This is a genomic window from Conexibacter woesei DSM 14684 (assembly GCF_000025265.1).
GTDB classification, from domain to species: Bacteria; Actinomycetota; Thermoleophilia; order Solirubrobacterales; family Solirubrobacteraceae; genus Conexibacter; species Conexibacter woesei.
The window spans coordinates 4470349-4495476 of sequence record NC_013739.1; the positions used below are offsets into that span (position 1 = coordinate 4470349).

Annotated in this window: 26 protein-coding genes; 12 read left to right on the forward strand and 14 right to left on the reverse strand. The window is 71.7% G+C overall.

The window, feature by feature from the left end:
- Nucleotides 1-38: 38 nt before the first annotated feature.
- The gene (locus tag CWOE_RS21125; RefSeq protein ID WP_012935674.1) at nucleotides 39-281 is read left to right on the forward strand and encodes a hypothetical protein; all 243 of its coding nucleotides are present in this window, start codon (nucleotides 39-41) and stop codon (nucleotides 279-281) included.
- Nucleotides 282-315: 34 nt separating this feature from the next.
- Here CWOE_RS21125 and CWOE_RS21130 read toward each other — a convergent pair whose 3' ends face one another.
- The 3 genes from CWOE_RS21130 to CWOE_RS21140 form a co-directional block, all read right to left on the reverse strand.
- On the reverse strand, nucleotides 316-717 hold the full coding sequence (locus CWOE_RS21130) for an MmcQ/YjbR family DNA-binding protein (RefSeq protein ID WP_012935675.1): 402 nt from the start codon (nucleotides 715-717) through the stop codon (nucleotides 316-318).
- Between the two features lie 49 nt (nucleotides 718-766).
- Nucleotides 767-2611, reverse strand: a complete 1845-nt coding sequence (locus CWOE_RS21135) for a phosphoenolpyruvate carboxykinase (GTP) (RefSeq protein ID WP_012935676.1) — start codon at nucleotides 2609-2611, stop codon at nucleotides 767-769.
- 69 nt (nucleotides 2612-2680) lie between these two features.
- Complete coding sequence (locus tag CWOE_RS21140) at nucleotides 2681-3205, reverse strand: MaoC family dehydratase (protein WP_012935677.1); 525 nt, start codon at nucleotides 3203-3205, stop codon at nucleotides 2681-2683.
- A 123-nt stretch (nucleotides 3206-3328) separates the two neighbouring features.
- Between CWOE_RS21140 and CWOE_RS21145 the strand changes: the two genes are divergently transcribed.
- The 5 genes from CWOE_RS21145 (at nucleotide 3329) to CWOE_RS32940 (ending at nucleotide 7126) form a co-directional block, all read left to right on the forward strand.
- The gene (locus tag CWOE_RS21145; RefSeq protein WP_012935678.1) at nucleotides 3329-4384 is read left to right on the forward strand and encodes an HpcH/HpaI aldolase/citrate lyase family protein; all 1056 of its coding nucleotides are present in this window, start codon (nucleotides 3329-3331) and stop codon (nucleotides 4382-4384) included.
- 97 nt (nucleotides 4385-4481) lie between these two features.
- A complete protein-coding gene (locus CWOE_RS21150; protein WP_012935679.1) occupies nucleotides 4482-5693 on the forward strand; it encodes a succinate--CoA ligase subunit beta in 1212 nt (403 codons plus the stop codon).
- Nucleotides 5693-6616 (forward strand): succinate--CoA ligase subunit alpha, encoded by a 924-nt coding sequence (locus CWOE_RS21155; protein ID WP_012935680.1) that lies wholly within the window; start codon nucleotides 5693-5695, stop codon nucleotides 6614-6616. Before CWOE_RS21150 ends, CWOE_RS21155 begins: the two co-directional genes overlap by 1 nt.
- A complete protein-coding gene (locus CWOE_RS21160) occupies nucleotides 6616-6858 on the forward strand; it encodes a 4Fe-4S dicluster domain-containing protein (protein ID WP_012935681.1) in 243 nt (80 codons plus the stop codon). The genes CWOE_RS21155 and CWOE_RS21160 overlap by 1 nt, the downstream gene beginning before the upstream one ends.
- Before the next feature lie 46 nt (nucleotides 6859-6904).
- Nucleotides 6905-7126 carry a hypothetical protein gene (locus CWOE_RS32940; protein WP_148261103.1) on the forward strand — a complete coding sequence of 74 codons (222 nt, stop codon included), beginning with the start codon at nucleotides 6905-6907 and terminating at the stop codon, nucleotides 7124-7126.
- Nucleotides 7127-7193: 67 nt separating this feature from the next.
- Here the strand turns inward: CWOE_RS32940 and CWOE_RS21165 are convergent, their stop codons facing one another.
- From CWOE_RS21165 to CWOE_RS21175, 3 genes are all read right to left on the reverse strand, one after another.
- On the reverse strand, nucleotides 7194-8048 hold the full coding sequence (locus tag CWOE_RS21165) for a hypothetical protein (protein WP_012935682.1): 855 nt from the start codon (nucleotides 8046-8048) through the stop codon (nucleotides 7194-7196).
- A 61-nt stretch (nucleotides 8049-8109) separates the two neighbouring features.
- Nucleotides 8110-9045, reverse strand: a complete 936-nt coding sequence (locus CWOE_RS21170) for a nitrilase-related carbon-nitrogen hydrolase (protein WP_012935683.1) — start codon at nucleotides 9043-9045, stop codon at nucleotides 8110-8112.
- On the reverse strand, nucleotides 9042-10064 hold the full coding sequence (locus CWOE_RS21175; RefSeq protein ID WP_012935684.1) for an agmatine deiminase family protein: 1023 nt from the start codon (nucleotides 10062-10064) through the stop codon (nucleotides 9042-9044). The genes CWOE_RS21170 and CWOE_RS21175 overlap by 4 nt, the downstream gene beginning before the upstream one ends.
- Before the next feature lie 87 nt (nucleotides 10065-10151).
- Between CWOE_RS21175 and CWOE_RS21180 the strand changes: the two genes are divergently transcribed.
- Nucleotides 10152-10628: a hypothetical protein gene (locus CWOE_RS21180; protein ID WP_012935685.1), complete on the forward strand. Its 477-nt coding sequence runs from the start codon at nucleotides 10152-10154 to the stop codon at nucleotides 10626-10628.
- A gap of 5 nt (nucleotides 10629-10633) precedes the next feature.
- Entirely contained in the window at nucleotides 10634-10852 is a 219-nt protein-coding gene (locus CWOE_RS21185; protein WP_012935686.1) for a hypothetical protein, read from the forward strand.
- Here the strand turns inward: CWOE_RS21185 and CWOE_RS21190 are convergent.
- The 3 genes from CWOE_RS21190 to CWOE_RS21200 form a co-directional block, all read right to left on the reverse strand.
- A complete protein-coding gene (locus CWOE_RS21190; protein WP_012935687.1) occupies nucleotides 10849-11097 on the reverse strand; it encodes a hypothetical protein in 249 nt (82 codons plus the stop codon). The two genes, CWOE_RS21185 and CWOE_RS21190, sit on opposite strands and share 4 nt — an antisense overlap.
- A gap of 177 nt (nucleotides 11098-11274) precedes the next feature.
- The gene (locus tag CWOE_RS31175; RefSeq protein ID WP_012935688.1) at nucleotides 11275-13344 is read right to left on the reverse strand and encodes a methyl-accepting chemotaxis protein; all 2070 of its coding nucleotides are present in this window, start codon (nucleotides 13342-13344) and stop codon (nucleotides 11275-11277) included.
- A 193-nt stretch (nucleotides 13345-13537) separates the two neighbouring features.
- Nucleotides 13538-14740, reverse strand: a complete 1203-nt coding sequence (locus CWOE_RS21200; RefSeq protein WP_012935689.1) for an acyl-CoA dehydrogenase family protein — start codon at nucleotides 14738-14740, stop codon at nucleotides 13538-13540.
- A gap of 96 nt (nucleotides 14741-14836) precedes the next feature.
- On the opposite strand from CWOE_RS21200, the gene CWOE_RS21205 reads away from it, so the two are divergent.
- Nucleotides 14837-16363 (forward strand): acyl-CoA synthetase, encoded by a 1527-nt coding sequence (locus CWOE_RS21205; RefSeq protein ID WP_012935690.1) that lies wholly within the window; start codon nucleotides 14837-14839, stop codon nucleotides 16361-16363.
- A gap of 57 nt (nucleotides 16364-16420) precedes the next feature.
- Here the strand turns inward: CWOE_RS21205 and CWOE_RS21210 are convergent, their stop codons facing one another.
- Nucleotides 16421-18061, reverse strand: a complete 1641-nt coding sequence (locus tag CWOE_RS21210; protein ID WP_012935691.1) for a GMC family oxidoreductase — start codon at nucleotides 18059-18061, stop codon at nucleotides 16421-16423.
- Between the two features lie 61 nt (nucleotides 18062-18122).
- On the opposite strand from CWOE_RS21210, the gene CWOE_RS21215 reads away from it, so the two are divergent.
- A complete protein-coding gene (locus CWOE_RS21215) occupies nucleotides 18123-18905 on the forward strand; it encodes a gamma-glutamyl-gamma-aminobutyrate hydrolase family protein (protein WP_012935692.1) in 783 nt (260 codons plus the stop codon).
- On the opposite strand, the gene CWOE_RS21220 is transcribed toward CWOE_RS21215, so the two are convergent.
- The 4 genes from CWOE_RS21220 to CWOE_RS33910 all read right to left on the reverse strand — a co-directional run bounded on the left by CWOE_RS21220 (nucleotide 18872) and on the right by CWOE_RS33910 (nucleotide 22118).
- Complete coding sequence (locus CWOE_RS21220; protein ID WP_012935693.1) at nucleotides 18872-19720, reverse strand: DICT sensory domain-containing protein; 849 nt, start codon at nucleotides 19718-19720, stop codon at nucleotides 18872-18874. The genes CWOE_RS21215 and CWOE_RS21220 overlap by 34 nt on opposite strands.
- Before the next feature lie 99 nt (nucleotides 19721-19819).
- A complete protein-coding gene (locus tag CWOE_RS21225) occupies nucleotides 19820-20356 on the reverse strand; it encodes a sigma-70 family RNA polymerase sigma factor (protein ID WP_049793355.1) in 537 nt (178 codons plus the stop codon).
- 126 nt (nucleotides 20357-20482) lie between these two features.
- Nucleotides 20483-21721 carry a threonine ammonia-lyase gene (gene ilvA, locus CWOE_RS21230; protein WP_012935695.1) on the reverse strand — a complete coding sequence of 413 codons (1239 nt, stop codon included), beginning with the start codon at nucleotides 21719-21721 and terminating at the stop codon, nucleotides 20483-20485.
- Between the two features lie 4 nt (nucleotides 21722-21725).
- Entirely contained in the window at nucleotides 21726-22118 is a 393-nt protein-coding gene (locus CWOE_RS33910) for a Rid family detoxifying hydrolase (RefSeq protein WP_012935696.1), read from the reverse strand.
- Nucleotides 22119-22164: 46 nt separating this feature from the next.
- Here CWOE_RS33910 and CWOE_RS21240 point away from each other — a divergent pair, with 46 nt between their 5' ends.
- Nucleotides 22165-24165, forward strand: a complete 2001-nt coding sequence (locus CWOE_RS21240; RefSeq protein WP_012935697.1) for a thioredoxin domain-containing protein — start codon at nucleotides 22165-22167, stop codon at nucleotides 24163-24165.
- 84 nt (nucleotides 24166-24249) lie between these two features.
- Entirely contained in the window at nucleotides 24250-25074 is an 825-nt protein-coding gene (locus CWOE_RS21245; RefSeq protein ID WP_012935698.1) for a class I SAM-dependent methyltransferase, read from the forward strand.
- Nucleotides 25075-25128 lie beyond the last annotated feature (54 nt).

Here is a 25128-nt window from a genome sequence, read left to right on the forward strand (position 1 = left end):
CGGTACCCGGGCGCCGCCCGACCCGCTACCGTCGCACGATGGAGATCAGCGCCGAGGAGCTGCGGATCCTGCGCGCTGCGCGCGACGGGCGCATCCGTTCGAGCGGGCACTGGATCATCGACGGCGAGTCGCGGCCCGAGCGGCCGGCGCTCGAACGCGTCAAGCAGCACGGCTGGGTGATCGACGCGCTCGGAGGCGGCGGCTGGCGCTACGAGCTGACGCCCGACGGCCGCGCCGCGCTCGCCGAGGCGGAGGCCGAGGCCGCGGCGCCGGACGGGTGACCGCCCGCCGCGCGGCTCCCACGGCGTCGCGAGCTCACGCGGCGTCGCCGCAGTCGAGCCGCTCGATCAGCTCGTCCGGCGCGGCGCTCCGGTAGCTGGTGACGACGAGCGCCGCGATCTCCTCCCAGTCGGGCGTAGCACGGTCCAGACGCAGCCCGATCCAGCCCCTCGCACCGAGGTACGGCGGCGAGAAGAAGCGCTCGGCCGCGTCCGCGCCGCGCGCCTGCAGCAGCTTCAGCGCCCCCGGCCGACCGCGCACGATCACCGCCGCCACGCCGGCACCGCCGCCGTCGTCGAGCAGGTAGGCGAACGCCTTTCCCCAGACGCGGAACTCGGCGTGGTGATAGCCGGTGCGCTGCTGCGCGGCCTCGGGCAGGCGAGCGCAGATCCCGCTCAGGCGAACGAGCGGCGCGTCGTCGTCGGCGGGTGCGTCCATCGAACGGCGAGAATAGCCCGCCCCGGCCAGGTGCCGGGGCGGGTGCCCGTCAGGCTGCGTCCAGACGCGCCTGCAGCGCGTCGGCCTGCTCCTGCATCGCTGCGGGCAGGCGGTCGCCGAAGACGGCGAGGTGCTCGCGGATGGAGGGCAGCTCGGCCTTCCACTCCTCCGGGTCGACCTTCAGCAGCTCCGCGAGATCGTCGGCGGAGATGTCGAGGCCGCTGGTGTCGAGCGCGTCGGCAGTCGGCAGGATGCCGATCGCGGTCTCGGTGCCCTCGCCGGTGCCGGCGGTGCGCTCGAAGACCCACTTCAACACGCGGCTGTTCTCGCCGAAACCGGGCCACAGCCAGCGCCCGTCGACGTCCTTGCGGAACCAGTTGACGTAGAAGATCTTCGGCAGCTGCGCGCCGTCGCGCTCGCCGATCTCCAGCCAGTGGTTGATGTAGTCGCCCATGTGGTACCCGGCGAACGGGAGCTGGGCGAACGGGTCGCGGCGCAGTCTGCCGACCGCTCCGGTCGCCGCGGCGGTCGTCTCCGACGCCATCGTGGCGCCGAGGAAGACGCCGTGTCTCCAGTCGAACGCCTCGTGCACGAGCGGCACGACGCTGGAGCGGCGGCCGCCGAACAGGAACGCGTCGATCGGCACGCCGGCCGGGTCCTGCCACTCCGGCGCGATCGCCGGGTCCTGCTCGGCCGGGACGGTGAAGCGCGCGTTCGGGTGCGCGGCCGGTCTGCCGGACTCGGGCGTCCAGTCGTTGCCGTGCCAGTCGATCAGGTGGGCCGGCGGCTCATCCGTCATGTCCTCCCACCAGACGTCGCCGTCGTCGGTTCTGGCGACGTTGGTGAAGATCGAGTTCGCGCGCGCGGTGGCGATCGCGTTCGGGTTCGTCTTCTCGCTCGTGCCGGGCGCGACGCCGAAGAAGCCGGCCTCGGGGTTGACGGCGTAGAGCTTGCCGTCCTCGCCGAACTTCATCCAGGCGATGTCGTCGCCGATCGTCTCGACGGTCCAGCCCTCGAGCGTCGGGATCAGCATCGCGAGGTTCGTCTTGCCGCACGCCGACGGGAACGCGCCGGTGACGTACTTCACGACGCCCTCAGGAGACGTGAGCTTGAGGATGAGCATGTGCTCAGCCATCCAGCCCTCGTCGCGCGCCATCACGGAGGCGATCCGCAGCGCGAAGCACTTCTTGCCGAGCAGCGCGTTGCCGCCGTACCCGGAGCCGAACGACCAGATCTCGCGCGTCTCGGGGTAGTGGACGATGTACTTGTTCTCGGCGTTGCACGGCCAGGCGACGTCCTGCGCGCCCTTCTCCAGCGGCGCGCCGACGGAGTGGACGCACGGCACGAAGTGGCCGTCGGAGCCCAGCACGTCCAGCGCGCCCGCGCCCATGCGGGTCATGATCCGCATGCTGACCGCGACGTACGCGGAGTCGGTCAGCTGGACGCCGATGTGGGCGATGTCGGAGCCGAGCGGCCCCATCGAGAACGGCACGACGTACATCGTGCGGCCACGCATCGCGCCCTTGAACAGCCCGTTCAGATGCTCGCGCATCTCGGCAGGGTCACGCCAGTTGTTCGTCGGTCCGGCGTCGTCCTCGGACGCCGAGCAGATGAACGTTCGGTCCTCGACCCGGGCGACGTCGCCAGGATCTGACAGGGCCAGGTAGGAGTTCGGGCGCTTCGCGTCGGACAGGCGCTCGAACGTTCCTGCGTCGACCAGCTCCTGACAGAGGCGGTCGTACTCCTCAGCCGATCCGTCGCACCAGTGGATGCGGTCCGGCTGGGTCAACGCGGCAACCTCGTCGACCCAGGCGAGAAGCTTCTCGTGGGGGGTCGGCGGGGCGTCGGTCTCTGTGATGCTCACGTGCACTCCCTCGGTTGGCTCGCGGGGCATCCGCGGCAGTATTTCACCGCGTTCGGAAACCTGCTTCCGAAGGGCCGCCGGCGAGGCGGCCCGTTCGGCTCAGTCGGACGGCATCCCGGGGGTCTTGCGGGGGACGAGAACGAGCCGCTTGAACTCCGCGACGAGCACGCCGTCCTGGTTCAGAACGCGCGTGTGGACCTTCACAACTCCCCGGTCCAGCTTGCTTTTCGAGGGTTTGACCTCCAGCACCTCGGTCTCGCAGAAGAGCGTGTCGCCGTGGAAGACGGGGTTCGGATGGCTCAGCTCCTCGGTCGCCAGGTTGGCGATCGCCTTGCCGGAGATGTCCGAAACGGACATCCCGAGCGCCAAGGAGTAGACAAGCGGACCGACCACGACGTTTCTGCCCTGCTGCGATCTCGACGCGTAGACGTCGTTCAGGTGCAGCGGGTGGTGGTTCATCGTGATGAGGCAGAAGAGGTGGTCGTCGGATTCCGTGACCGTCTTCGCGGGCCAGTGCTTGTACGTCGCGCCGACCTCGAACTCCTCGAGGTAGCGGCCGTAGCTGTGCGCGCCGGTCGCCTCGCGGGCTGCCTGATCGGTCTCGACGCCGTGGGTCGTGCTCATGGGAAGGTGAACCGTCCTGTGTTCCGGGTGAAAGCCGTGATGGAAGGCGAGAAGTGTGGCGCACCGCCGGACGAATGAGCGCCACCGGGGTCCACGGCGGAACTCCCGTTCTACGATGCGGCGATGCGCAACCCTCGTGATTTCGGCGCCCCGCTCGCGGTCGGCGCACCGACCCCGCTGCTGGAGATCCCGTTCCCGCCCTCGCGGATGATCCACTTCCTCGACGCGAGCAACGAGAAGATGGTGGCGAAGGTCCCCGACATCGCCAAGAAGACCGACATCCTGCTCGGCAACCTCGAGGACGCGGTGCCGGTCGATCGCAAGGAGGCCGCGCGCGAAGGGCTCGTCACGGTCGGCCAGACCTACGACCTCGGCGAGACGCAGCTGTGGACCCGCGTCAACAGCCTCGACTCGCCATGGGTGCTCGACGACCTGCTGCGGCTCGTCGGCGCGATCGGGAACAGACTCGACGTGATCATGGTCCCGAAGGTCGAGGGCGCGTGGGACATCCACTACGTCGACCGCCTGCTGGCGCAGCTCGAGGCGAGATTCAACGTCGAGAGACCGATCCTCGTGCACGCGATCCTGGAGACGGCGCTCGGCGTCGCGAACCTCGAGGAGATCGCCGCTGCCAGCCCGCGCATGCAGGGCATGAGCTTCGGCCCGGCCGACCTCGCCGCCTCGCGCCGCATGAAGACGACGCGCGTCGGCGGCGGCCACCCGGGCTACGTCTCGCTGTCGGACCCCGACGGCGACAACCCGCGCGTCACCGCGCAGCAGGACCTCTGGCACTACTCGATCGCGCGCATGGTCGACGCCTGCGCGGCGACCGGGATCCTCCCCTTCTACGGCCCGTTCGGCGACATCTCCGACGACGAGGGCTGCGAGGCGCAGTTCCGCGCCGCCTTCCTGCTCGGCTGCGTCGGCGCCTGGTCGCTGCACCCGAAGCAGATCGCGATCGCGAAGAAGGTCTTCTCGCCCGATCCCGACGAGGTCAGATTCGCCAAGCGGGTGATCGAGGCGATACCGGACGGCCGCGGCGTCCACATGCTCGACGGCAAGATGCAGGACGACGCCACCTGGAAGCAGTGCAAGGTGATGGTCAGCCTCGCCGAGCTGCTCGCGAAGAAGGATCCGGAGCTGGCCGAGGCCTACGGCTTCGAGCCCGCGACCGCGTAGCGCGCGCACCCGCGCCTGCGGGGAACCGGCGCTCATTCGGGGGCCGGTTCCCTAGCGTGACACCCCTTTGAATCCCGAAACAGAGGCTCGCTGATCCATGCGCTTCTTCGAGTACGAGTCGCGGCAGATCGTCGCCAAGGCCGGGATCCCGGTCTCCAGACACGGCTTCGCCAGAACGGCTGACGAGGCCCGCCGGATCGCCGAGGAGATCGGCGAGCCGGTCGTGATCAAGTCCCAGGTCCTGACGGGCGGCCGCATGAAGGCCGGCGGCGTCAAGTTCGCCGACACGCCCGACGAGGCCGCCGCGCACGCCGCCGACATCCTCCAGCTGGAGATCAACGGCCACATGCCGCGCGGCGTGCTGGTCGACTCCAGAGTCGACGTCAAGCAGGAGTTCTACGCTGGCGTCGTGTGGGACGGCATCCGCAAGCAGCCGGTGATGCTGTTCAGCGACATGGGCGGCATCGACATCGAAGAGGTCGCCGAGACGCACCCCGACAGAGTCGGGCGCGCGCACTTCTCCAACCTCGGCGAGGTCTCCGACTACGAGGCCAAGCAGGTGATCGCCTCGATCGGCGTGACCGGCTCCGCGCTGACGCGCGCGACGCCGATCCTCGTGCGGCTCGCGCGCCTGTTCGTCGAGCGCGACATGACGCTGGCGGAGATCAACCCGCTCGCGCAGCTCCAGGACGGCAGATTCGTCGCCGTCGACGCGCACATGGACATGGAGAACGAGGCCCGTCCGCGGCAGAAGAAGCTGCTCGCCGAGCTGGGCGTCGGCGACGAGGAGACGCGCCAGGCGCGCGAGGCGACCGAGTTCGAGCTGGCCGGCGAGGCCGTCGACGCCGCCTCGCACCGCGGCGTCGCGGGCAACGTGACGGAGTTCGACGGCAACCTCGGGCTCGTGATCGGCGCCGGCGGCGGCTCGCTGACGCTGTTCGACGCGGTCCGCGCGCACGGCGGCAAGCCCGCCAACTACTGCGAGATCGGCGGCAACCCGTCGGTCGAGAAGGCGTGCGGCCTCGCGAAGCTCGTGCTGCAGAAGCCGGGCGTCGACAAGATCGCGGTGATGATGTCGATCGTCTCGAACACGCGCGTCGACATCGTCGCGCGCGGCGTCATCAAGGCGTGCGTCGAGCTGGGCTACGACCCGGCCGAGAAGATCGCGATCTTCCGCATCCCGGGCGCATGGGAGGACGAGGGCTTCAAGATCCTCGAGAAGTACGGAGTCGAGTACTGCGACCGCTCCGTCTCGATGCACGAGGCGGCCCGGCGCGCGGTGGAGAAGATCGAGGGGGTCGCGGCGTAATGTCCATCCTGGTTGACGCGACGACGACGTTCATCGTCCAGGGCATCACCGGCCGCGAGGCCGTCAACCTCACGCGCGAGTGCCTCGACTACGGCGCCGGCGCGCGCGTCGTCGGCGGCGTCACGCCCGGCCGCAAGGGCCGCGAGGTCCACGGCGTGCCGGTCTTCGACACGGTCGCGCAGGCGGTCGAGCACCACGGCGCGCCGATCGACGGCTCGGTCGTGACGGTGCCGCCGGCGTTCACGAAGGACGCGGTGCTGGAGGCGGTCGCCAACGGCATCAAGCTGATCGTGATCGTGACCGAGCGGATCCCGCGCCGCGACGTCGCCGTGATGGTCGAGTTCGCCAGCGCCCACGGCGCGCGCATCATCGGCCCCAACTGCCTCGGGATCATCGTTCCCGACGTGATCAAGATGGGCGGCATCGGCGGACCGGCGAAGGACGCCGCGAAGGCGTACTCCCCCGGTCCGGTCGGCGTCATCTCGCGCTCCGGCGGCATGACGACCGAGATGTCCTCGACGCTGACGGCCGCGGGCCTGGGCCAGTCGACCGCCGTCTCGATCGGCGGCGACGCGATCATCGGCTCCTCCTACGCGGAGCTGATGCCGCTGTTCGAGGCCGACGAGCAGACGCAGGCGATCGTCATCTACACCGAGCCGGGCGGCCGCATGGAGGCCGAGCTGGCGGCGTGGGTCAAGGAGCACGACTCGCGCCTGCCGATCGTCGCGTTCATGGCCGGCCGCTTCATGGACGAGATGCCGGGCATGAGCTTCGGCCACGCCGGCACGATCGTCGAGGGCAAGGCCGACACGGCCGCCGAGAAGATCGAGCGCCTCGCCGAGGCCGGGATCGTCGTCGCCGAGGAGATCTCCGAGATCCCCGGCATCGTCAAGAGCAGAATCGCCGAGAGGAGCATGGTCTGATGCCCGCGCTGTTCATCAACGTCGAGGTCGACGCCGCCGTCGCCTCCGACGCCGCGCTGGCGGCCAAGCTGACCGAGGTCTGCCCCGTGGACATCTACGGGCAGCGGGACGACGGCACGCTCAGCGTCAACGAGGAGAACCTCGACGAGTGCGTGCTGTGCCGCCTCTGCATCGACGCCGCGCCGAAGGGCACCGTACGCGTCGTGAAGCTGTACGAGGACGGGGCTGCCCTGCACTCATGAGAGCGTCACGCCCTTCCAAGCGGCGGCCCTTCGCGGCGCTCCACTCGTGAGCGGCTTCACGCCGGAGGAGCCGGACGGGCCGGGCATGCCGGACGCGGGCGCTGGACGCGCCCGCGGCCGCCGGCCCCGCTGCGCCGCCCCGCGCAGCTGCCCGCGCGGTGGGCCGGAGGCGATCCGCCGCCGTCGCGCGATAGGCACCGCCGCGGCCGCGTGGCGTGCACGGCGCGCCGCCGCGGTCGCCGCGGCCTGCCCGCGCGCCCGCCGCTGAGCCAGCTGCCGTCGTCCTGGAATGGTGTCGTCATGCGACACCGATCCAGGACGACCGGGGCGATCCGCTAGCTCGCGAGCGCCTGCACCGTGACGACGCAGTCCTGACCGGACGCGCCCGAGCTGACCCACGCCGTCACCGCGCGCGCGGCGCCGCTCGCGTTCACAGACGCCTGCCAGGTGACCGACTGCGTGCCGTTCTGGCCGTTGTTGAGGACAGTTGCGACGGCGCCGGCGGCGACGGTGGTGCGCTCGACGCCGGCTCTGTCGGCCACGCCTTCGTCGACCCAGCTCGCCTGCGCGCTCAGCTCGGAGCCGGACCCGTTCTCCAGCGACGTCACGGCTCTGCCGGCGGCGCAGCTCGCCGTCAGTCTGCCGATGCCGGGGAACGGCAGCAGCTGCGCGTCGCTCTGCCCGTTGCTCAGCGTGACCCGCGCCGACAGCAGCTGCCCCGAGCCGGCGACCGCCGCGCCTGGTGCGAGCTTCGAGATCGTGACCGAGCCGTCGATCAGCTTCGCGCCGCTGACGCTCACGTTCGCGAGCTTGGAGGCGGTCACGCTGCCGTCAGCGATCTTGTTCACGGTGACCGCGTTGACACCGAGCTTCGCCGCGGTGACGGCGCCGTCGGCGAGCTTGCCGCTCGCGACCGCCCCGGGCTTCAGCTCACGCGCGGTGATGCCCTCTCTGGCGATCTTCGCGCCGCGCACGGCGCCGCGCGCGATCCGGTTGGTCGAGATCGCGTTCTTGCGGATCTTGGCGCCGGAGACCGCGCCGTTGCGGAGCTTCGCGCTCGTCACCGCGCTGTTCTTGATCTGGTCGGTGCCGATCGTGGCGGCAGCGTAGGTGACGCCGCCGAGCGAGACGAACAGCGCGAGCAGCGCGATCGCCGTCGCCGGGTGGAGCAGCTTCTCCCTGGTCCACATCGATGGGATCCCCTTCCGTGTTCTCGGGTGAAGGGGACCACCTTACGGTCTGACGGCGCGCTCAGGCGGTCAGCGGACCGTACACGTCGGGTCGCCGCGTTCTCAGGAACGGAAACAGGTCCAACCAGTCGTGGCGCTGGTCGAGGTCGAGGTCGGCGACGAGCACAGCGGGTGCGTCGCGCGGCGCCTGCACGAGCACGCGGCCGTACGGATCCGAGACGAAGCTCGACCCGTAGAACGTCAGCGGACCCTCGTCGCCGATCCGGTTGATCGCTACCATGAACGTCCCGTTCGCGATCCCGTTCGCGACGATCACGCGCTCCCACAGCGGCTCGGTGTCGAACCGCGGGTGGTCGGGCTCGGTGCCGATCGCAGTCGGGTAGACGATCACCTCGGCGCCTGCGAGCGAGTAGGCGCGCGCCAGCTCCGGGAACCACTGGTCCCAGCAGGTCGGGAAGCCGAGCCGCGCGTCGTCGAGCGCGACGACGGGGAACGGCTCGGAGCCGGCCGGACCGGGCCGGAAGTACCTGTCCTCGTAGTAGCCGGCGGTGACGGGGAGGTGCAGCTTGCGCGTGCGCGACACGAGCCGGCCGTCCGGCGCGACGACGATCGCGGTGTTGTAGCCGAGCCCGTCGGGACCGTCCGGGCCGTCGGCGCGCTCGTAGAGCGAGGCATGGACGTGGACGCCGGTCTCGGCCGCCAGCCGCCGCGCGAACGCCGCCGTCGGTCCGTCCGCGATCTCCTCGGCGGCATCCTTCGGACCGTCCGGCGTGATCGCGAAGTACGGCGAGAGCGTCAGCTCCTGGAGGCAGACGAGCCGGGCGCCCTCGGAGGCGGCGAGGCGGATCCCCTCCGCCAGCGCCTCCTCGTGCCGCTGCGGGTCGGGCTGCCAGCGCTGCTGCACGGCGGCGATCCGGAACGGCGCGCGGCGCGGCTGCTCCACCCGGGCCAGCGACTCCGGCGGCTGGTAGTTCGTGATCAGCTCGAAGTCGCTCATGCGGCCAGCGGGACCTGTTGGGTGATGCAGTGGACGCCGCCGCCGCCGAGCGCGAGCACCCGGCCGGGCACGCCGACGACCTCGCGGTCCGGCATCAGCTCGCGCAGGCGGCGCAGGGCCTCCTCGTCCAGCTCGGGGTCGAGCTGCGAGAGCGGCACGATCGCGGCGTCGTTGCAGAGGTAGAGGTTCGTGTACGGGATCGCGATCGCGTCGCCGTCGTCGCGGCGCGTGCGCGGCAGCAGCTCGAACGGGACGACCTCGATCCCCGCCGCCCGCAACCGGCGCGCGTTCTCCTCGGCGTTGCCGCGATTGGGGTCCTCGGCGTCGGCGACCGTCTGCAGCAGCGCGCGGCCGGGCGCGAGGAACACGCAGATGTTGTCGACGTGGCCGTCGGTGTCGTGATCCTCGACGAGCCCGCTGCCGAGCCACACGATCCGCTCGGCGCCGAGGTAGGAGCGCAGCCGCTCTTCGATCTGCTGCGGCGTGAGCGCGGGGTTGCGGTTCGGGTTCAGCAGGCACTGCTCGGTCGTCACGAGCGTGCCGTCGCCGTCGACGGCGATCGAGCCGCCTTCGAGGATCAGCGGCGCCTCGTAGCGGTGCAGCCCGAGGTGGGCGATCATGCCGGCGGCCGCGGCGGCGTCGCGATCGTACGGCGCGAACTTCCCGCCCCAGGCGTTGAAGCCGAAGTCGACCGCCGCGCGGTCGGCACCGTCCTCGCCGACCAGCATGATCGGCCCGTTGTCGCGCAGCCACGAGTCGTCGATCGGCAGCTCCAGCAGCTCGACGTTGGCGGTCGGGACGCGGCGGCGGGCGTCGGCGGCGTGAGCGGGGTCGACGACGAGCGTGACCGGCTCGAACGCCGCGACCGCCGCGACGACCTGCGCGTGGACCTCCCGCGCCGCCTCGATGGACGTGTCCCTCCACGTCGCGGCACGAGCCGGCCAGGCGATCAGCGTGCGCTCGTGCCGCGCCCATTCGGCGGGCATCCGCAGCCCGTCCTCACGCGGAGTGCTCGGCATGCGGCTGAGCCTACCCGCAGGCGCCGGCCTTTCGACGCAATGCGGTGCTGACACGCAACGTCGGCCGCCGTAGGGTCCGCGGCTCGCGTGTCCGAACCGCTCGCCCACCTCTACCCGCTCGCGCTCCGCACGCTCGACATCCAGGAGCGCCGGGTCACAGAGCTGCGCGGTCGTCTCGCACCCGTGCTCGCGGCGGGCGGCGCCGGCGCGACGCTGCTGAGCGGCCCGGCGATCGCCGCTGCGTCGGCGGGTCCCCCGGCCTCGTACGCCGCGCTCCTGCTCGCCGCGGTCGGGCTCGCAGTGACGCTCGGCGGATCGGCGCGGCTGCTGACGGCGCGGGTCGAACGGAGAGGCATCGACGTCCTCGCCATCCGCCGATCCCTGCGCGGCCGAGGCGCACTTGCCGACTCCGACGCCTACTACACGTTGATGCTCCCCGCACTTCACGTCCGCGCCGCCGCCGTCGACACAGCCGCCGACAAGCTCGAACGCGTGTTCACACGCATCCTGTGCGGAATCCTCGTCATGCTGTGTGGACTCGCACTCGTCGCGCTCGTAGCCTGAATCGCATGACGAATCCAGACGACCGGTTCGCGAGATACGACGACCTGGAGCCGCTTCCGTACTCGATCTGGCTCGACAAACATGGTCGCCCTCTGTTGACCGACAACCAATGGGAGGCGCTCACCCTCCGCGAGAAGTTCAGATACCTGTTCCGGAACTGGGACCCGACGGGCGAACGCTCACGCCGCTACGCGGAGCTGGGGTTGAAGCACCCCTGCGACTAGTGCCCGCGGGCTCTGCGGGTGCGGGAGCGCTCTTCCTGCTTCTCGACGACGGTGACGATCAGTCTGATGATCTGCTCGACGCCGGTGACCTTCGCGTCGCCGTGCTCGAACGCCTTGCGCCACTGTCTGATTCTGTTGTCCGCGGCCAGCTCGTTGAACGTCGCGCGGGGGATCTCCAGGCGGACTCTCGCGTCGCTGGCGATGTCCTTCACGACGACCGGCCCGGGCAGCTCGACGCGGTACATCTGGATGTCGCCGCGGCCGCGCAGCTCCAGGCCGACGACGAGCTTGAGCGGCTGCAGCGACGGGACCTCCGCGAGGAAGTCCCGTACCGCCTGCTCGATGAGCGTTCTGGTGTCCTTCGCCGAGCTGATGGCGCGCAGTCTATTGCCCGCGCGCCATCAGCGCCGAACGCCGGCCAACTACAACGTGAACTGGCCGACGAGCCGCTCCAGCTCCTCGGCCGTCTTCGCCAGCTCCTGCGCGCTCGCGGCGATCTCCTGCGTCGAGGCGGACGTCTGCTGCGTCGAGGCCGAGACCTGCTCGGTCGACGCCGAGGACTGCTCGGCGACCGAGGCGACCTCGGCCATGTTCTCCTCCATCCGCTGGGCGCGGAGGGTGATCTCGCCGGCCGCGGTGGCGATCTGCTCGACGCGGCCGGTCATGTCCTCGACCGACGCACCGATCTGCAGGAACGACGCACGCGCCTGCTCGACCGTCGAGACGCCCTCGTGGGTGCGCTTCGCGCCGCTCTCGACGACCTCGACCGCGCGGCCCGTCTCGGTCTGGATCTCCGCGATCAGCCCGGCGATCGAGGAGGCCGCCTCCTGCGACTCCTCGGCCAGCTTGCGGACCTCCTCCGCGACGACCGCGAAGCCGCGCCCCTGCTCGCCGGCGCGCGCCGCCTCGATCGCGGCGTTCAGCGCCAGCAGGTTCGTCTGCTCCGCGATCCCGGTGATCGTGTCGACGATGCCGCCGATCTGGCCCGACTTCTCGCCGAGCGCGCGGATCGCGCCGGTGACGTCCGCGGAGGACGCCTGCACGGCCTCCATCGCATCGGTCGCGAGCGAGATCGCGCCGGCGCCCTGCTCGGCGACCGTGCGCGCCTGCTCGGCCGCACGCGCCGTCTCCTCGGCGTTCTGGCTGGAGGAGCGCGTCGCGATCACGACCTCCTCGGTCAGCTCGCGCGCCTCGCCGACGGTTCGCACCTGACGCTCGGCGCCGGCCGCGACCTCGCCGACCGCGCTGGCGATCTCGCCGACCGCGCGGCCGGACTCCTCCGACGTCGTCGCCATCTGCTGCGAGGCGGCAGCGACGGCCTGCGTCTCGGTCGCGATCTGCTTCAGCATCTCGCCGACCTTCGCGCGCATCCCGTCGTAGCCGGAGACCGACCGCTCGAGCTGCTCGAGCATCGCGTTGAAGATCTCCGCCAGGCGGCCGGCGGCGAGCCCGTCCTCCGCCTCTATCCGCGTCGTCACCATCGGCGCGTCGACCGTCAGGTCGCCGCGGGCGACGGTCGCGAGCGCCGTCTCCAGCGCGGTCAGGTCGTGCTGGCTGAGCGACTCCATCCGCTCGGTCAGGGCCTCCAAGCACGATCTGTCGCCGAGCGCCGCACGCAGCTGCGCGCTCATGTCGGAGAAGGCGTGCCCGAGCGCGTCGCGCTCGGACTTCGGCTGGACGTCGACCGCGAGGTCGCCGGCGGCGATCTTGCGCGCCGCGACGGCGGTCTCGTCGAGGTAGGCGATCATCGCTCTGAACGCCTCGGCGGTCTCGCCGATCTCGTCGCGCGATCTGACGTTCACCTCCTGCTCGACGTCGCCGAGCGCGATCCCGCGCGCGGCGGTCAGCATCTGCCGCAGCCCGCTCGCGATCTGCCGTGACAGCAGCATCGCGATCAGGATCGCGACGATCGTCGCGACGACCAGCAGCGCGATGATCAGCGAGCGGGTGCTGGCGACCGTGTCGTTGCCGGCCTTCTGCTGCTCGTCGGAGAGGCCACTCTGGTATCTCTGGACGGCGGCGAGCGCCTCCTCGGCTCTGTCGAACGCCTGCTTGCCCGTCGGCCCGGCCAGCAGCTCGACGCCTCTGACGCCGAGCATCCGCTCGAACCCGGCGGTCGCCTCGACGTAGCTGTCCCACGCTCCCTCGAACCCGTCGGTGATGCCGAGGTCCTCGGCGTTGGTCGCGAGCCTTCTCAGCGTCACGAGCTCTCTCTCGATCAGCTGTTGACCGGCGACGACGTCGGCGGCCAGGCCCCTGCGCGCGGCCGCGTCGGCCTCCGTCACAAAACGCAGCTGGTCCTTGCGGAACGCGTTGATTCTGCCGTTGATCTCGCCGACCGCCTCAAGGCTGGGGACGCCGTTGTCGCCGAGCTGGTTGGTGACGTCGTTGATCGTGCTCAGCTTTCTGATCGCGACGACGCCTACGACGAGCATCAGGGCCACGACGACGAGGAAGCCGCCGAGCAGCTTCGTCCGAACGGTGAACTTCATACATCCTCCTTGGACGCGGCGACGCCACCCGCCCGCCGCACGGCGGGTGGTGAACGCCCGCGCCGCGTGCGTGCCACACGCGGCGCATCGAACTGTCGTCCAGGGTGATCGGTAGAAACGAGAGCGTACCTACGCCAACGTCAGTTCACCGTCAAATCAGGTCACCGGTTACTGGTGACGCACCACGCCATGTTTAGATCTTGTGCCGCTCCAGCAGCTTCTTGCCGATCACCATGCGCTGGATCTCCGACGTTCCCTCGCCGATCAGCAGCAGCGGCGCGTCGCGGTAGAGGCGCTCGATCTCGTACTCCTTCGAGTAGCCGTAGCCGCCGTGGATGCGGAACGACTCCTCGACGCAGAAGCGGCCCGCCTCGGAGGCGAACAGCTTCGCCATGCCGGCCTCGATGTCGGAGCGCTCGCCGGCGTCCTTCATCCGAGCGGCGCGGTTGGTCAGCAGCCGCGCCGCGTCGACCTGCGTCGCCATGTCGGCGAGCTTGAACTGGATCGCCTGGTGCTGGGCGATCGGCTTGCCGAACGTCTTGCGCTCCTGCGAGTAGCGCAGCGCCAGCTCGAGCGCGCGCTGCGCGATCCCGACGCCGCGCGCGGCGACGTTGACGCGGCCGAGCTCGAGCGCGTCCATCATCTGCGCGAAGCCCTTGTTGAGGCCGGCCGCCTCGCCGCCGAGGATGTTCTCCGCCGGGCAGCGGTAGCCGTCGAAGACCAGCTCGGTCGACTCGACGCCCTTGTAGCCCATCTTCTTCAGCTGCGGCGGGACGATCAGCCCTCTGAAGTCGCCCGTGTTCTCCGCGACGCCGCCTTCCTTCTCGGCGATGAAGCAGGTCATCCCGCGGTGCGCCTTCTCGGCATTCGGGTCGGTCTTGACGAGCACGAAGACGAGGTCGGAGCGCAGGCCGTTGGTGACCCACATCTTCTGGCCGTTGATCTCGTAGGCGCCGTCGTCGAGCTTCTTCGCCGCCGTCTTGATCGCCGCCACGTCGGAGCCCAGCTCCGGCTCGGAGAGCGAGAACGCCGCCCGGATCTCGCCGGTCGCCATCCGCGGCAGGTACTTCTGCTTCTGCTCGTCGTTGCCGAACTTCATCAGCAGGTAGGACCCGATGAAGTGCGTGTTGATCACGCCCGAGATCGAGATCCAGCCGCGCGACAGCTCCTCGACGATCATCGCGTAGGTCGTCAGGTCGAGCCCCATCCCGCCGTACTCCTCGGGGATCGTGACGCCGAACAGGCCGAGCTCCTTCATCTGCTCGACTATCGGCTCCGGGAACTCGTCCGCGTGGTCGTAGTGCTCGGCGTTCGGGAGGATCTGCTCGTCGGCGAACTGCCGCACCATCTCGCAGATCGCCTTCTGCTCGTCGGTCTTGTCGATCGCTACGGCCATTCGCTCAACGCTCCGGGTCGGGGAGATTCACTGGCAGGCGAGGATAGCTCCGCAGGTGCGCTGAGAACGCCATTCGAACTGGCAGACTTGCGCCCGATGAACTTCTCACGCGACGTCGTCGACGCAGCCGATCCGGCCCGCCTCGCACTCGTCGAGCTGGCCCGCGACGGCAGCCGCCGCGAGTGGCGGATGGGCGAGGTCGCCGACCGCTCCGCACGCCTCGCCGGCACACTCGCGCGCCACGGCGTCGGCCGCGGCGACACGGTCATGACGCTGATCGGCAACAGATCCGAATGGGTCTTCGCGATGGTCGCGTGCTTCCGCCTCGGCGCGGTTGTGCTGCCATGCACCGAGCAGCTGCGCGCGAAGGACCTGCGGCTGCGGCTCGACGCGGCGCGGCCGCGCGTCGTGGTGTGCGACGAGCGCAACGCGGGCGAGCTGAGCGCGGCGCTCGCGGCGGGCGTGGGCGGCGCGCCGCCCGGCGACGGCGGCCGCGCGGCCGCGAGCGACGGCACGAGCGGCGCGGCCGGGGACGGTCCCCCACTCGTCCTGACGATCCCCGACGACGCGCTGTTCGCCGGCGAGCCGGCCGCCGCCGTCGAGCTGGCGCCGGACGACCCCTGCCTGATCACGTTCACGAGCGGGACCGCGGGCGAGCCGAAGGGCGTCCTGCACGCACAGCGATACCTGACCGGCCAGCACGTCCAGGCGACGCACTGGCTCGACGCGCGGCCCGGCGACCTCGTCTGGTGCACCGCCGCGAGCGGCTGGTCGAAGTCGGCGCGGAACGTCTTCATCGCGCCGTGGATCCGCGGCGCCGCGGCGCTGCTGCACGACGCCCGCTTCGATCCACACGAGCGGCTCGAGCTGCTGGCGCGCGAGCGCGTCAACGTGCTCTGCATGGCGCCGACCGAGTACCGCGTGATCGCCAAGCGCGCCGACCCCGCGCCGCTGCCGGGATTGCGCGGCCTCGTCGCCGCCGGCGAGGCGCTGAACCCCGAGGTGCTGCGCGTCTGGCAGGAGGCGACGGGCGTCGGGATCCGCGACGGCTACGGGCAGACGGAGACTGGCCAGCTGACGGGCGCGCCGCTCGGCGAGCCGCTGCGGCCCGGCTCGATGGGCCGCGCGCTGCCCGGCGTGTCGCTGCGGATCGACGACGGCGAGCTGGTCGCCGACCCGGCGACGGTCCCGACGTTCTTTCTGGGGTACCTCGGCAGCGCCGCCGACCGAGCGGCGGCGGGCGGGGTCTGGCGCACCGGCGACCGCGTGCGCCAGGACGACGACGGCTTCCTCTTCTTCGAGGGCCGCACCGACGACGTGATCATCTCCGCCGGCTACCGCATCGGCCCGTTCGAGGTCGAGTCCGCGCTCGTCGCGCACCCGGCGGTCGCGGAGGCGGCGGTCGTCGCCGCACCCGACGACGAGCGCGGCGCGATCGTCCGCGCCGTCGTCGTCCTGCGCGACGGCCGCGTCCCGTCCGACGCGCTCGCGCGCGAGCTGCAGGACCACGTCAAGCACGAGACCGCGCCGTACAAGTACCCGCGCCGGATCGACTTCGCCGCCGAGCTGCCGAAGACGTCGAGCGGGAAGGTCCGCCGCGCGCTGCTGCGCGAGCAGGGCTGAGCCCGAACAGGTGCATTCTCGGGTCGCAGGGCGACCCGAGAATGCACCTGATGCGGCTCAGGCGGGGGCGGCGACCGGCTCGGGCGGAGCCGGCGTGGCGGAGGCCGGCGGGATGTGGCTCATCGCGTGCTCGGCCATCGCGGTGATCGTGAGGCTCGGGTTGACGCCGACGTTGGCGGGCACCGCCGCGCCGTCGCAGACGAGCAGGTTCTCGTAGCCGTAGACGCGCTGGCGGGCGTCGACGACGCCGTCCTGCGGCGTCGCACCGATCGCGGCGCCGCCGAGGATGTGCGCGGTCGACGGGATGTTGACCGCCTCCATGATCGACGACTGCGCGACGCCGCCCGTCTTCTCCGCCAGCCACTCGGCCGTCTGGTTCGCGATCGGGATGAACGTCGGGTTCGGTCTGGCGCTGTCCTGCTCGGTCTGCAGCCGCACTCCGCCGCCGATCAGCGCCCGTCTCGGGCGCAGCGCGATCGCGTTGTCGAGCGTCTGCATCACGAGCACGATGATCGTGCGGCGCGACCAGCCGCCGGGCCACAGCAGCTTCACGAATCTGCCGGGATTGCGCAGCGCCGCGCCGAGCAGCTTCAGCGGGCGCGTCACGCGCGTGCCGTCGCCGACGAGCAGGGTGTACATGAACGACATCGCGCCGCCGGCCTTGCCGTACGTAACCGTCTCGATGTGCGTGTTCGGGTCCGGGTAGATCGAGCCGGTGATCGCGATCCGCTGCGTCAGGTCGTCGGCGTAGTCCTTCGGCACCGTCACCGCGAGGATCGCCTCGCTGTTGGTGCGGACCAGCTCGCCGAGCCGACGCGAGAGCTTCGGCAGCGAGCCCTTCATGCGGCAGCGCTGGAGCAGTCTGTTGGTGCCGAGCGCGCCGGCCGCGACGACGACGCCGCGCGCGGTCACCGTCACCTTGTCCTGCTCGAGCCAGGAGCCGGACGGGACATGGGTGATCGCGTAGCCGTCGCTGCCGTCGGCGGCGCCGAGCGGGCGCACATCGATCACCGTGCGGTCGGGCGTGATCTGCGCGCCGCGTCTCTCCGCGAACCAGAGGTAGTTCTTCACGAGCGTGTTCTTCGCCCCGACCGGACAGCCGACCATGCAGCGGCCGCAGTGGGTGCAGCCGGTGCGCGCCGGTCCGTCGCCGCCGAAGTACGGGTCCGGGACGGTCACGCCGGGTCTGCCGAAGTAGACGCCGACAGGCGTCTTTCTGTACGTCTCGCCGACGCCCAGCTCCTCGCCGAGCTGGCGCAGCAGGTCGTCGGCCGGGTCGTCGTCGCCGTGGACGACGACGCCGAGCATCCGCTGCGCCTCGGCGTAGTGCGGCGCGAGCGCCGACTCCCAGTCGTTCAGCGCGCCCCACTGCGGGTCGACGAAGAACGCTCTCGGCGGCACGTAGAGCGTGTTGGCGTAGCCGAGCGAGCCGCCGCCGACGCCGCTGCCGCTGACGACGGCGACGTCCTTGAAGGTCGTGATCCGCATCATCCCGCGCATCCCGAGCCGCGGCATCCAGAAGTAGCGCCGCAGATCCCACGTCGATCTCGGGATCTCGTCGTCGCGGAAGCGGCGGCCGCATTCGAGCACGCCGACGCGGTAGCCCTTCTCCGCCAGTCGCAGCGCGGAGACGCTGCCGCCGAACCCCGATCCGACGACGAGCCAGTCGTAGTCGAAGCGTCCTGCTCTCTCCTCCATGCGTTCCACCGTACAGGAAGGTGACGCCTGCGTCACCTTTGAACCGAGCTACGCTGAGCGGATGAGCGCCCGCCCCGTGATCGGCATCTGCACCCCGCTGGAGCGCGCGCGCTGGAGCGTCTGGGACCTGGAGGCGGCACTGCTGCCGACCAACTACCTCGACGCCGTCCGCCGCGCCCGCGGGATGGCGCTGCTGCTCGCGCCCGACCCCGCCCTGACCGCGAACCCCGACGAGGCGCTCGACCTGCTCGACGGCCTGATGCTGGCCGGCGGCGCCGACATCGACCCGAGCCTCTACGGCGCCGAGCGCCACGCCGAGACGGTCGAGACCTACCCCGAGCGCGACGCGTTCGAGCTGGCGCTGACGCGCCGCGCGCTGGAGCGCGAGCTGCCGCTCCTCGGCATCTGCCGCGGGATGCAGCTGCTCAACGTCGCGGCCGGCGGCACGCTGCGCCAGCACCTGCCCGAGGAGTTCGGCCACCACGAGCACCGCAAGGCGATCGGCACCTTCGACGGCGCCGACCACGACGTCGAGCTGGCCGCCGGCTCGCTCGCCGAACGCGCCGCCGGCGAGTCGCGGCACGCGACCAAGTCGCACCACCACCAGGGCGTCGGCCGCGTCGGCGACGGGCTCGTCGTCAGCGGCTGGTCGAGCTTCGACGAACTGCCCGAGGCGATCGAGTTGCCCGAGCGCGAGTTCGTGCTCGGCGTCCAGTGGCACCCGGAGGCCGACGAGCGCAGCCGCCTGATCGGCGCGTTCGTCGAGCAGGCGCGGGCGCACCGCGTGGCGCGCGACGCCGCCGACGCCGCTCAGGCGGGCGCCGCGCCGGCGCGCGCGACGTAGGCGACCATCCGGTTCGTCAGCGCGTTCAGCTGGCGGACGGCGTCGCCCTGTGCCGGCGGCACGTCGTCGAGCAATCGCTCCGCGTTGCCCAGCAGCTCCGGCCCGTTCGCGACCGCGGTGCCCAGCAGCACGCGCGCCGCCTCGCGGACCGTCTCGGGCTCGACCGACCAGACCGCCTCGAAGACGCGTTCGCGATCGCGCGGCGCCGCCGGCTGGTCGGGCACCTCCCACGCCGCAAGGCAGGCGGCGCAGCCAGGCGCGTCGATGACCAGCGCCCACTCGCGCACGAGCGGCGCGTCGGGCGCGATCGGCACCTCGATCGGCCGCAGCAGCGGCATGTCGGCGGCTTGGAAGTCGGCCAGCACGACGGCGAGCCGTGCCGTGCGCGACAGCTCCTCCCAGCGCCGCTCGACCTGGCGGTAGAAGCGCTCGCGCTGGAACGCGGCGAGCACGACCGGCCGCTCGGCCGCCGCCAGCGACTCGTCCTCGATCGCGCGGCTGATCGCCGTCAGGCTCCACTTCGGCAGCCGCTGCGGCACGAGGCCGGGGACCGACCGCCGCATGCTCGCGAAGACCGACACGTCCGAGCCTGACGGCCGCCGCGCCCGCGCGATCGCGGCGCGCATCGCGAGCCCGCGGGCGCGATCCTCCGCGACCTGCCGGATCAGCTCGACGTCGCGCGCGCTGTAGCGGCGCGCGCCGGAGCCGGTCCGCTCGGGCGCGGGGAAGCCGTAGCGCTGCTCCCACATCCGCAGCGTCCCCTCCCCAACGCCGGTCTGGTCCGCGACGTCGCCGATCGACAGCGTGCTACGCATGTGCTTCGCATTGCGAGTTCCACGACAGGGAGCGGCCGCGCGCAGCGCGACGGGGAACTCGCGGGGCTCGGCTGCGCATCGCGCCCACGCTAGCCGCTTTCAGGCCGCTTCGCCGAGGCCGAGCACGCAGCGCGTGCGGATCAGGCCGAGCCGGATGCGGCTCTTCGCGGTGCCGACCGGGACCGCCGTCACGCGCGCGACCTCTCTCGCCGACAGCCCCGCGCCGTAGGCCAGCAGGACCGCCTCGCGCTGCTCCAGCGGCGCCTGCCGCAAGGCGCCGATCGAGGCGGCGACGCGCGCTCTGCGGACGATCGCGTCGTCGACGTCGCCGGACGTCTGACCCGGCCCGCAGAGGGTGCCGAGCGCGACGTCGTGGCCGAGCCGCTCGGTCGCGGCGTCCGACGCCTGGCGCGAGCGCCAGCGGTCGAGCGCGCGGCTGCGCGCGACCATCGCGACGTAGTGGGCGAGCGACCCGCGCGCGGGGTCGTAGGTGCCGGGCCGCTCCCACAGCGTCGCGAAGACGTCCTGCGCGACGTCCTCGGCGGCGGCGCGGTCGTGCAGTACCCGCTCGGCCGCCCGCACGGCGAGCGGAGCCAGCCGGCTGTACGTCTCGGAGAACTCCCGCGGGTCCCACATACGTCGCTCCTTCAACATCGTGTTGAAGGTAGTTATACGACCAGGTTTCGGTTCCTAACCCAGCCGCACCGAACCTGGCGCGCGCACGCTCAAGGGAGCGTGGGAGCTCAGGCGAGCATGGCGCGCTCAGGCGAGCGTGCGCGTCTCGTAGCCCGCCGCGGCGATCGCCGCCAGCACCTCGTCGGCGTGCGCGCGGCCGCGCGTCTCCAGCACGAGCTGGACCGCCGTCTCGCGCACGTGCAGGTCGATCCCCTCGCGCACGTGCGTGATGTCGACCAGGTTCGCGCTCTGTTGGCCGACCAGCGCCAGCAGCGTCGCGAGCGCGCCCGGTCGATCGGGCAGCCGCGTCAGCACCACCAGCCGCCGCCCGGCCTGCGACTCGTGCCGCCGCGCGACCGACGCCAGCACGCCCGCGTCGACGTTCCCGCCGGAGAGGATCACCGCCGTCGTGCCGTCGTCCGCGGGCGCGACCGCGCCGCCCAGCAGCGCCGCGACGCCGACCGCGCCGGCGCCCTCGACGACGAGCTTCGCGCGCTCCAGCAGCAGCACCATCGCCTCCGCGACGCCGTCCTCCGGCACCGCCACGACCTCGTCGACGACGTCGCGCATCAGCTCCAGCGTCAGCGCGCCCGGGCGCTTGACGGCGATGCCGTCGGCGATCGTCGGCGCGGGCCGCTCGACCGCGATCGGTCTGCCCGCCGCCAGCGACGCCGCCACCGGCGCGCAGCGCTCGACCTGCACGCCGACGACGCGCACCTCCGGCCGCAGCGCCTTCAGCGCGATCGCGACGCCGCTCACGAGCCCGCCGCCGCCGACCGGCACGACGACGAGCGACAGCCGCTCGACCTGCTCGGCCAGCTCCAGCCCGATCCCGCCCTGGCCGGCGATCACGTCGGCGTCGTCGAACGGGTGCACGAACGCGCCGCCGAGCTCGCGGGCGCGCTCGCGCGCCGCCGCCAGCGACTCCTCGACCGACGCGCCGACCAGGCGCACCGTCGCGCCGAACTCGGCGCACGCGTCGATCTTCTGGTTCGGCGCGCCGAGCGGCATGAACACCTCGCACGGGATCCCGCGCGCTCGCGCCGCGTACGCGACCGCCTGGCCGTGGTTGCCGGCGCTGCCCGCGACGACCCCGCCGGCGGTGAGGTCGGCGCCGCCGGCCTCCAGCGCCGCGATCTTCGCGAGCGCGCCGCGCAGCTTGAACGAGCCGGTCCGCTGGAGGTTCTCGGCCTTCAGCGCGATCGTCGCGCCGACGCGGTCGCTCAGCGTCCGCGAGCTGAGCACCGGCGTCTCACGCACGACCTCCGCGCCGGACGCGGCCGCACGGCGGACCCGCTCCAGGTCGACCTGCGCCACGGCGGCCACCCGCTCAGTCCGGCAGCGAGACGATCGCGTCCAGCTCGACGCGCACGTCGCGCGGAAGCCCGACGACGGCGAGCGCGACGCGGGCCGGCGGATCCTTCTCGAAGAACGAGCTGTAGACCTCGTTGACCGCGGTGAAGTCGTCCATGTCGCGCAGGTAGACGGTGATCTTGACCGCGTCGGCGAGCGTCGCGCCGGCCGCTGCGCAGACCGCCTGCAGGTTCTCGAGGCAGCGTCCCACCTGCTCGGCCGCCGAGGCTCCGACGATTTCGCCCGTCTCGGGATGGAGCGGGATCTGACCGGAGCAGTAGAGCATCCCCTTCGCGCTGACCGCATGGACGTACGGCCCGATCGCGGCGGGCGCGCCGATGGCGGTGACAGGCTCACGATGGTGGGACACGGCGGATGGCTCCTCTCGGTGGTTTCCTGCACAGTAGCCTCGTCGGATGGCCAACGCCCTCGCGAACGAGACCTCCCCCTACCTGCTGCAGCACAAGGACAACCCGGTCGACTGGCGGCCGTGGGGACCCGACGCGCTCGCGGCCGCGCGCGAGCGCGACGTGCCGCTGCTGATCTCGATCGGCTACTCGGCCTGCCACTGGTGCCACGTGATGGAGCGCGAGTCGTTCGAGGACCCGCAGACCGCGGCGCTGATGAACGAGCGCTTCGTCTGCATCAAGGTCGACCGCGAGGAGCGGCCCGACGTCGACGCGATCTACATGGACGCGGTGCAGGCGATGACGGGCCACGGCGGCTGGCCGCTGAACGCGTTCGCGACGCCCGAGCAGGTGCCGTTCTACGCCGGCACGTACTTCCCGCCGCAGCCGCGCCACGGGCTGCCGAGCTGGCGCCAGGTGCTGGAGGCGATCTCGGACGCGTGGCGCGCCAGACGCGACGAGATCCTCGCGCAGAACGACCGCATCGTCGCCCACCTCAGCGCGGGCGCGCGGCTGGCGCCGAGCGGCGCGATGGTCGACCCGGGACTGCTCGACGACGCCGTCGACTCGCTGCGGATGGCGGCCGATCCGGTCAACGGCGGCTTCGGCAGCGCGCCGAAGTTCCCGCAGGCGTCCGTGATCGAGCTGCTGCTGCGACGCGGCGAGCAGACGGTCGCGCTCGATGCGCTGCGCGCGATGGCGCGCGGCGGCATCCACGACCAGCTCGGCGGCGGCTTCTCGCGCTACACCGTCGACGCCGCCTGGGTCGTCCCGCACTTCGAGAAGATGCTCTACGACAACGCGCTGCTGGCACGCGCGTACCTGCACGGCTGGCAGGTGAGCGGCGACCCGCTGCTGCGGCAGGTCTGCGAGGACACGCTCGACTGGGCGCTGCGCGAGATGCGCGGCCCGGAGGGCGGCTTCCACTCCGCGCTCGACGCCGACTCGGAGGGCGTCGAGGGCAAGTTCTACGTCTGGTCGCTCGCCGAGCTGCGCAGCGCGCTCGGCGACGACGAGCTGTACGACGTCGCGGTCGCCTGGTATGGCGCCACCGTCGCCGGCAACTTCGAGGGCCTCAACATCCTCGTGCGCGCGGGCTCGGCGTCGGCCGCCGAGCCGCCCGAGCTGCCGGAGATCAGACGCCGCCTGCTGGCCGCGCGTTCGACGCGCGTCCGACCCGGGCTCGACGACAAGCGGCTGACGTCGTGGAACGCGCTGATGATCGCGGCGCTGGCGGAGGCCGGCGCGGTGCTCGAGCGCGACGACTACCTCGACGCCGCGCGCGGCACGGCGTCGTTCCTGCTCGACTCCCTCGCGACGTCCGACGGGCGGCTGCTGCGCAGCTGGAAGGACGGCCGCGCGACGCTGCCCGGCTACCTGGAGGACCACGCGTACGCGCTGGAGGCGCTGCTGACGCTGTACGAGGCGACGTTCGAGGAGCGCTGGTTCACGGCCGCACGTGCGTTGGCGGACGCGACGATCGCCCACTTCGCCGACGCAGAGCACGGCGGCTTCTTCATGACCGCAGACGACCACGAGCAGCTCGTCGCGCGGCGCAAGGACCTTGAGGACACGCCGATCCCGTCGGGCAACTCGGCCGCCGCGTTCGGGTTGCTGCGGCTCGCGCGGCTGACCGGCTCCGCCGACTACGAGCGCGAGGCCGAGCGCGTGATCGCGCTGTTGCACCCGCTCGCCGCCGGCCACGCGATGGCGTTCGCGCACCTGCTCGCCGCGATCGACTTCCAGCTCGGCGAGGTGCACGAGGTCGCGATCGTCGGCGACCGCGCGGCGGCGAAGCCGCTGGAGCGCGTCGTGCGCGCGAAGCTGCGCCCGCACGTGGTGCTCGCGGGCGGCACGGGCGAGGGCGACCGCGACGCGGAGGCCTCCGTGGTCCCGCTGCTCGAAGGCCGCCACGCGGTCGGCGGCAAGCCGGCCGCCTACGTCTGCGAGCGCTTCGCCTGCCGCGCGCCGGTCACCGACCCCGACGCGCTGGCGGAGCTGCTGGGGTAGCTGGAGAGCCTGCGGACGGCTTCACTGGACTAGCTATCGGTGCACCGGTACGGTCGGGGGGTCAACCCACGAAGGGAGGCTCACATGCCGCCCCCGATGCCAGACGCAGAGCTCAAGGCCCGTCATCGCGCGATGTGGGCGTCGGGCGACTACCCGTCGATGGTCGAGACGTTCCTGCTGCCGCTCGGCCCACGACTCGTCGAGGCGTGCGTGATCGGCCCCGAGGCGGAGGTCCTCGACGTCGCCGCCGGCACCGGCAACGCCTCGATCCCCGCGGCGCAGCGGGGCGCGAGCGTGACGGCCAGCGATCTCACGCCCGAGCTGCTGGAGGCTGGCCGCCACCGTGCCGAGGACGAGGGCGTCGACCTGCGGTGGGTCGCCGCCGACGCCGAGCAGCTCCCATTCGACGACGAGTCGTTCGACGTCGTCATGTCGTCGATCGGCGCGATGTTCGCGCCTCACCACGCGGACGTCGCCGCCGAGCTGGTGCGCGTCTGTCGCCCGGGCGGCACGATCGGCCTCCTGAGCTGGACGCCGGACGGCATGATCGGCGCGCTGTTCCGGACGATGGGACCGTTCGCCCCGCCACCGCCGCCGGGTGCCCAGCCGCCGCCGCTGTGGGGCAGCGAGGACCACCTGCACGAGCTGTTCGGCGACGTCGTCGCGTTCGACACGCTGCAGCGCGACCGGTTGGAGGTCACCGCCTTCGAGCATCCGCGCGACTACGGCGAGCACTTCAAGGCACGCTACGGGCCGACGATCGCCGCGCGGGCGAACGCGAGCAGATCGGGCCGCGACGCCGAGTTCGACAGCGCGCTGGACCGCTTCTGCGACGAGTGGAACAGAGGGACTCCCGCCGATGCGCGCTTCGAGATGGAGTACCTGCTCGCCGTCGGGACGCGGGCGTGACCGGCGGTCGATGACTTTCGCTGCGAACGGTCGTCTATTGGTGCACCACCGCAC